Source organism: Aeromonas sp. HMWF017, assembly GCF_003061465.1.
GTDB classification, from domain to species: Bacteria; Pseudomonadota; Gammaproteobacteria; order Enterobacterales; family Aeromonadaceae; genus Aeromonas; species Aeromonas veronii.
The window spans coordinates 15,418-22,930 of sequence record NZ_QAJD01000157.1; the positions used below are offsets into that span (position 1 = coordinate 15,418).

General features: G+C 59.2%; 9 protein-coding genes. 5 read left to right on the forward strand and 4 right to left on the reverse strand.

The window, feature by feature from the left end:
* Positions 1-137: 137 nt before the first annotated feature.
* On the reverse strand, positions 138-635 hold the full coding sequence (locus DBR30_RS17255; RefSeq protein ID WP_042081371.1) for a GNAT family N-acetyltransferase: 498 nt from the start codon (positions 633-635) through the stop codon (positions 138-140).
* Positions 636-766: 131 nt separating this feature from the next.
* A complete protein-coding gene (locus DBR30_RS17260; protein ID WP_019446506.1) occupies positions 767-1,588 on the reverse strand; it encodes an HDOD domain-containing protein in 822 nt (273 codons plus the stop codon).
* A 169-nt stretch (positions 1,589-1,757) separates the two neighbouring features.
* Here DBR30_RS17260 and DBR30_RS17265 point away from each other — a divergent pair, with 169 nt between their 5' ends.
* On the forward strand, positions 1,758-2,024 hold the full coding sequence (locus tag DBR30_RS17265; protein ID WP_005348674.1) for a hypothetical protein: 267 nt from the start codon (positions 1,758-1,760) through the stop codon (positions 2,022-2,024).
* A 73-nt stretch (positions 2,025-2,097) separates the two neighbouring features.
* Here DBR30_RS17265 and aphA read toward each other — a convergent pair whose 3' ends face one another.
* Positions 2,098-2,817, reverse strand: coding sequence for an acid phosphatase AphA (aphA, locus tag DBR30_RS17270; protein WP_181363610.1), 720 nt, complete (start codon positions 2,815-2,817; stop codon positions 2,098-2,100).
* Between the two features lie 111 nt (positions 2,818-2,928).
* Positions 2,929-3,597: an ATP-binding protein gene (locus DBR30_RS17275; protein ID WP_108539732.1), complete on the reverse strand. Its 669-nt coding sequence runs from the start codon at positions 3,595-3,597 to the stop codon at positions 2,929-2,931.
* A gap of 166 nt (positions 3,598-3,763) precedes the next feature.
* Between DBR30_RS17275 and DBR30_RS17280 the strand changes: the two genes are divergently transcribed.
* The 4 genes from DBR30_RS17280 to murQ all read left to right on the forward strand — a co-directional run bounded on the left by DBR30_RS17280 (position 3,764) and on the right by murQ (position 7,460).
* On the forward strand, positions 3,764-5,083 hold the full coding sequence (locus DBR30_RS17280; RefSeq protein ID WP_021231593.1) for an MFS transporter: 1,320 nt from the start codon (positions 3,764-3,766) through the stop codon (positions 5,081-5,083).
* 138 nt (positions 5,084-5,221) lie between these two features.
* Positions 5,222-5,944, forward strand: coding sequence for a MarC family NAAT transporter (locus DBR30_RS17285; protein WP_069555210.1), 723 nt, complete (start codon positions 5,222-5,224; stop codon positions 5,942-5,944).
* A 159-nt stretch (positions 5,945-6,103) separates the two neighbouring features.
* Complete coding sequence (locus DBR30_RS17290) at positions 6,104-6,307, forward strand: hypothetical protein (RefSeq protein ID WP_043822671.1); 204 nt, start codon at positions 6,104-6,106, stop codon at positions 6,305-6,307.
* A 256-nt stretch (positions 6,308-6,563) separates the two neighbouring features.
* Entirely contained in the window at positions 6,564-7,460 is an 897-nt protein-coding gene (gene murQ / locus DBR30_RS17295) for an N-acetylmuramic acid 6-phosphate etherase (RefSeq protein WP_108539729.1), read from the forward strand.
* Positions 7,461-7,513 lie beyond the last annotated feature (53 nt).

Here is a 7,513-nt window from a genome sequence, read left to right on the forward strand (position 1 = left end):
GCAGCGCCCGATGCAGACAGGCCGCAACTCACGGCGGCCTCTTTGCTTCTCTCACGCCTTTAGCCAGACCCGGGCTCTTGCTTGTCACTCAGCCTGACAGCCACCTCACCATTCGCTTCCCCGCTCTCTGACCTTGATCACTGCTCCAACAGCAGGCACTCATCGGCATCTTCGCTCAACTTGACCAGTCGACTGCGCACCAGCCCCAGCTTGGCCAACAGGCCGATGGAACGCTCGTTGCCCGGCGTAACGATGGCAACTACCTGCCCGATCCCCAACCGGCTTTTGCCATCGGCAAGGGCGGCCTGCGCCGCTTCAATGGCGTAGCCCTGACCGCGATATTGCGGCAGGAAGGCGTAACCGATATCGACCTGCTCCAGGGTGTCGCGCTTGATCAAACCGCAGATACCGAGGCTGACACCGTCCTCCTTACGCTCCACCAGATAGAGTCCGTGACCATAGCGGGCATAGCTGACCGCCGGCCCCTGCTGGATATACTCCTGCGCCTGCTCCAGGGTGCGAATGCCCCGATCGCCGATGTAACGATAAAAGTCGCCGTCATTAAGCAGCTCAAGAATGAAGGGGGCATCGGTGGCGATCATTTCGCGCAGGATCAGGCGGGAGGAGGCAATCATGGCAAGGGCTCTCAAACGGAAAGTGAAGGGCAAAGAGTGCCCCGTCACTCCCGGGCTGGCAAGCCTGTGGCGCCATCGGCCATGAAAAAGGGGCCGCGTTGGCCCCTGATGATGAGATGGGATAAACGGGCTCAGGCGGCCAGCAACCCGGCATAGCCATTACCCTGCTCGCGCAGCGCAGTGAACTGGGCGGCACAATCGGCCCAGCTCAACCCCAGCGCATCTGCCACCTTGTGGGGCCACTCGGGTGGCGCCTCTTCCCCCACATCGGATTGCGCAGCCAGCACGATCGCCAGATGGATCAACCCGGCCTCGGGAGAGAACTCCTTGGCCAGCATGGGGTTGTAGTGATACTCCACCGCATTGCTGATGGTCTCGGGGAACTTCCAGTAGCGTGCCATAGCCGCCCCGACCTGGGCATAGTTGAAGCCGACCACCAGCTCTTCCGCCTTGGCCCGCCCCTTGTGCAGCTCCAGATCGTGAATGTGGTGGACGGTGTTTTCCGGCAGGCCTACGTGCATCACCAAGCGGCCGAGATCGTAGAGCAGGGCGCAGGTAAAGACCTCATCCCCTTTCATCCCCTTCTTCACCGCCAGACGACGGGCCAGCTCCGCCACATTGAAGACGCAGCCCCAGAAATGTTTGAGGTCAATGCCGGGCACCGCAGTGACCGATTCGGTGAGCCCGCAGGCCAGCACCATGTTGCGCACCATCGCCAACCCCAGCCGCACCGCGGCCTCATTGACGGTGCCGATCTGACGACTGCTGCCGAACTTGGCCGAGTTGGCCAGCCGCAGCAACTTGGCGGAGATGACAGGGTCCTTGTTGATCAACTTGCTGATCTTCAGCAGATCCGGATCCTTTTCATTGAAGGTCTGGATCAAATCGCGCATCACTTCCGGGATCTGGGGCAGTAGCTTGGGCTCGGCCAGCAGGGAATCTATCGTGGGCATAGGCGTGTCCATCCATGTTATCTGTGTTCCAACCTGTTTGCCTTGGCAAACTCCTCCTAATTATGGGTAACAAATGGCCTCCCCATCGGATTGTTTATTCGCAGGCTGTTCAAGGTGTTAGCCCCATTCAGGCTATACTGGCCGCCACATTCACTGTTGCGGATATCCCATGAACGACACTCAGGAATTTTTTGACGAAGACGCGCTGCTGGAGATGGTGGAAAACCAGCTCAACGACGGTCACCCGCCCCATGTGAAGGCGACCCTGATGCGGCTGGTGATGAAGGGCACCCCGCGAGAAGAGGCGCTGCAATATATCGCCTGCGCCCTCGGGGCCGAACTGATGGCAATGGAAGCTGATCAGGGCCCCTTCAATCTGACCCGTTACGGCGAGTTCCTCGACAGCCTGCCCGAGATGCCGTGGGCAGACGACTGACCCGAACTGGATAACGGATGCAAAAAGGGCGGGTGCCAATGGCCCCGCCCTTGTTGCATGGATCCGCTCCGGATCAGAACTGGGAGTTGATGATCACCTCTTCCCCCAGCGCCCCTGCCAACGGCAGTGGCCGATAGCTGGAGTTGGCGGCCCGCAGCAGACGAATGCCGCGAATGCCGACCTCCTGCGCCGCCTTGATATCCCCGTCGGCGTCGCCGTAGAAGAGCTTCATCTGCTTATCCTTGAGCCACTGCACCTTGGTGTTCTGGCCCGGCTGATCACCGGCGAAGATCACCGGATTGAGCTGGTCGGCCGGAATATTCATAGTCTGCTGCAGAGTCTGGCTCACGGTTTCGGTCTTGGTGGCCGAGCGACCGGTGACGAAATAGATGTGGTCACCGCGCTTGAGATGCATGGCGATGAGCGCCTTGCCCACCTCTTTCGGCATGCTGAACGCATCCCAGCCGTTATTCATCTTCTCCCAGAAGGCGGGGTTCTTCAGATAGCTCTCGTCGTTGGGGGAGAACTCCTGTTTGCCGCGATAAAAACCCGGGCTGGAGAAGAGCAGGGTATCGTCGATATCAAACCCGACCGCCATCGGCGGCAATCCATCAAGGCTCTTGGCAATCTGCTCCACCGATACCCAGTGGATCGGCGCCTGCTGGGCCAGGGTGACGGTAGTGACACCGGCAGGGATTGGCTGAACGGTAGCGGCTTGACCCGCGACTGCAGGCAGAGAGAGGGCAGCAGCCAGCAAGGAGGCAAGCAGCGCCGGACGAGAGAGGTGTTTCATAAGGCAGGTTGTCATCTTGAATCAAAAGAGGGGCCAATAGTGCCCCCATCCCGCCTCTCAAATCTGTGAATGCTCCTGCAAAAGGGAGCATTTGACGCCCGATAATTAATCCTAGATTGGCAGCAGATCGGTAAAGACAAAGCCGTCGCGCAGCACTGTCTCGCCGACCCGAATGCCAAGCGGGCGGGAGAACATGGGGCCATCATAGGCCAGGGTGTGAAACTCGCCGTTCTCGCCGCATTGGTCAACGCCCTCCGGCAGCGCCACCAGCAGTGCCTCGTCAAAGTCGTGGCCCCCCAGGCTGGCATCCAGCTTGTTCGGGTCGAGAGCACTGATCCGCGCCTTCAATCCAGCGGCCACCATCTGCGGCGCCAGTTCACCGGTATTGCTGCCCCACAGCGGGAACAGTGGTTCGATGCCGGTACCTGCCAGCTGCTTTTCACGGTAGGCGCGCACATCCTCAAGGAACAAGTCGCCAAAGGCCATATGGCGGATCCCCTGTGCCACCACATCAGCGATAAAGCCGGTCATGATGCGGGCGTAATCCTCGTTGCTGCAGGGCCAGGGCAGATCGATGGTGATGAGGGGCAGCCCGACGCAGGCGGCCTGCTCGGTCAACAGCTGCTTGCGCACCCCGTGCATCGCCACCCGCTCGAATGCCTGATTGAGGGTGGTGAACAGCCCCACCACCTCGATGGCGGGATCTTGCCGCAACTGATGCAGTGCCCATGCGCAATCCTTGCCGCTGCTCCAGGAGAGCAGTACCCGTTTCTTTTCCATCATTCCTCCGCCAGCGGGGCATTCGGATTGCCCCAAAAAGATGCAAGACAGTGTTGCGAATTGCGCGATTTACACACAAGAGGCAGGCAGCATACTCTCGATCACCTGTATATGCCCCTTGCACGGGGTGACAATAACTAAAAAAACCGATGGGAAACATACGGATATGACCACGACCATACAACAACACGATCACGCGCGCCCCCTCAATCGACAGGATTACAAAACCCTGAGTCTGGCTGCCCTCGGCGGCGCGCTGGAGTTTTACGACTTCATCATCTTCGTCTTCTTCGCCGTGGTCATCGGCGAGCTGTTCTTCCCGGCAGATATTCCCGAGTGGCTGCGCCAGTTCCAGACCTTCGGCATCTTCGCCGCCGGTTATCTGGCCCGCCCACTCGGCGGCATCATCATGGCCCACTTTGGCGATCTCATCGGTCGCAAGCGGATGTTCACCCTCAGCATCATCATGATGGCGCTGCCGACCCTGTTGATCGGTCTGCTGCCCACCTATGCAGTGCTCGGCATCGGCGCCCCCATCGCCCTGCTGGGACTGCGGATCCTGCAAGGCGCCGCCATCGGCGGTGAAGTGCCGGGCGCCTGGGTGTTTGTCGCCGAGCACGTCCCTGCCCGTCGGGTCGGGGTCGCCTGCGGCACGCTCACGGCGGGATTGACGGCCGGCATCCTGCTTGGCTCCCTGATCGCCACTGCGGTCAACAAGAGCCTGACTCCGGCCGAAGTGAGTGACTGGGGCTGGCGAGTGCCCTTCCTGCTGGGCGGTATCTTCGGCATCGTCGCCATGTACCTGCGTCGCTGGTTGCACGAGACCCCGGTCTTCGCCGAGATGAAAGCCAACAAGACCCTGGCCGATGAGCTCCCCCTCAAGTCGGTGCTGCGCAACCACAAGAGCAGCGTGGTGGTCTCCATGCTGCTCACCTGGCTGCTCTCCGCCGGTATCGTGGTGGTGATCCTGATGACCCCCACCTATCTGCAGAAGGTCTATGGCATCAGCCCGGCTGACGCCCTGACCGCCAACTCGCTGGCGATCGTGGCCCTGACCCTCGGCTGCATCGTCTATGGCCGACTGATCGACCTGCTGGGCAGCGGTCTCACCTTCATGTTCGGCTCCCTGCTGCTGGCAGGCTCCAGCTACGCCTTCTATCACGGTCTGGCGGCCGGTACGAGTCAGCTGGTGCCGCTCTACATGCTGGCAGGCTTTGCGGTCGGGATTGTCGGCGCCGTGCCTTACGTGATGGTCAACGCCTTCCCGCCGGTGGTACGCTTCTCCGGTCTGTCGTTCTCCTACAACGTGGCCTACGCCATCTTCGGTGGCCTCACCCCGATGGCGGTGACCCTCTGGATGAAGAGCGACATGCTGGCCCCCTCCCACTATGTGGTGAGCCTGTCGGTGCTGGGTTTCGCCATCGGTCTCTGGCTCTGGTTCCAGCAACGTGCCATCCGGCAGCAGCAAGCACCGCAAGCGGCCTGACCCGAACAACAAGCCCCGGTATCTGCCGGGGCTTTTTTGTACTGCTTATGTTCAGTTTTGCCAGCATAAGATAGCCTCCCTCTGGGGCCTGCCACCCGCATCGCCCCATGGCTTCCAACTCTTTATCCGAGGCTCAAGATGTTCTTTCAGGTCGTATTACTCACCTTGCTGGCGCTGCTGCCCATGGTCAACCCGCCCACCACGGCCACCCTGCTGCTGGGACTGAGCAAGGGGATGTCGCGCGAACACGTGCGCCGTCAGGTCAATCTGGCCGCCATCTATCTCTTCTGCACCCTCTGCATCACCTTCTTTATCGGATCCTCGATCCTGGATCTGTTCGGGATCTCCATTCCGGGCTTGCGCCTGGCCGGTGGCCTCATCATCGGCTTTATCGGCTTTCGCATGCTGTTCCCCGCCCCCAGCCAGCAAAGCGGGGTCGATATAAACCAGAGCATTGCCTTCGTACCGCTCACCATGCCCAGCATGTGCGGGCCGGGCACCATGGCGCTGGTAATAAGCGGTGCCGCCCAGATTGCCGAACTGCCTGACGAGTACAACCGCCTCACCATCTACGCCGGTGTAGTAACGGCGTTTGCCCTGATGAGCCTGATCAGCTGGGGAGTGTTGAAGCTGGCGGATCCGGTCTGCAAGATCCTGGGCGCCACCGGCATCGATGCCATGACCCGCATCATGGGCTTCCTGCTGGTCTGCATGGGTATGCAGTTTTGCATCAACGGCATCAAGGAAGTGGCGCAGGATCCGGTCTTCCACAACGGCCAGGCCGTGCAAACCGCACCGGCGCTACCGCAGGCTTCCGGCACGTTTGATCAGTTGCCGCAGAAGCCCACCGGCTCTGATTGAAAACGGTATCAAAAAGTCCCTGACGATCTGCACTGATCTTGTCCCTGATCATGTTATTGACACACAAATGAGTTAGTTTGTTTTTCATACAGACTGTATTCAGATGGACGCTGATAGGTTTGTTGATGAATACCCACTCAACTTCAGGAGAGTATGCAGATGGACAAGATGCTGACCGAAATAGGGAGCCATAGCCTGTTTCACGAGTACCTGAACGTGGTTGGGATTGCGAGCCCATCCCTCGCCAAGATCGAGCAACACTGGGAATATAAAGATCAAGAGCAACTGGTTGCCAAAATCCAGATCGACAAACAGGGTAACGCTCGCTATTTCATCGACGCCCGCGCCATATCCGTCAACTGATACCGAATAACTCGCCAGCCCCGGTCCAACGACCGGGGCTTTTTGTTGTCTGCCTATCAGGCAAGATAGCCAATGCCACCCCCTCCTCTCTCCATGCTTCTCTGCAGGAATTTTATAGCAATAAAAATAACCACAACAGGAATAATTAATTATGCGACATTGATCTCACAATTAAAATCAAAAATCGATCATGATGGCCAACATCAAAAAAGATGATTTACGCCGGGAATGGCGACGACCTGAAGTAGAGGAAACGATGACCATTGACCTATCAAGCATGATTACTGAAACCCGCAATCCAGCCAGCATCGAGATCGATCAGCTCCCGACACTGGATATGCTGCGGATCATCAATCAAGAAGATCAACACGTTGCAGTCGCTGTAAGCCAGCTGTTACCCGAGATCGCCAAGGCAGTCGATGCTATTGCAGCCGCATTTGGCAAAGGCGGCCGCCTGATCTACATCGGGGCAGGCACCTCCGGGCGCCTCGGCATCCTGGACGCCAGCGAATGCCCGCCCACCTACGGGGTCTCTGCCGAGCTGGTCATCGGCCTGATTGCCGGGGGCCACAAGGCCATACTGCAGGCGGTGGAGAATGCCGAAGACGATGCAGAACTCGGTGCCAACGATCTTAAAAATATCCACTTCAGTGCCCACGACGTGCTGGTGGGTATCGCAGCCAGCGGGCGAACCCCCTATGTGCTGGGCGCCATGCAATATGCCAGGAGCCTGGGTGCCACAGTGTGCAGCATCAGCTGCAACCCGGGCAGCCCGCTCGCGAAAGCGGCCGACATCAGCATGGTCGCCGTGGTCGGCCCCGAGATAGTGACCGGATCCTCCCGCATGAAAGCGGGCACAGCCCAGAAGCTGATCCTCAATATGCTCTCGACCGGTGCCATGATCCGCACCGGCAAGGTCTACGGCAATCTGATGGTGGATGTGGAGGCGACCAACGCCAAACTGGTGGAGCGCCAGAAGCGCATCGTCATGGAAGCAACCGAATGTGACCGTCGCACTGCCGAGCAGGCTCTTGCCGCCGCAGATAACCACTGCAAGACCGCCATCGTAATGATCCTGGCCAATATCTCCGCCAGCGAAGCACGAGAGCGGCTGAAAAGCAGCGGCGGCTTTATCAGCAAATGCACAGATTAATCGGCCGACCGCACATTGGCCGCGCCAGCAATGGCGACAGGATAACAACATAA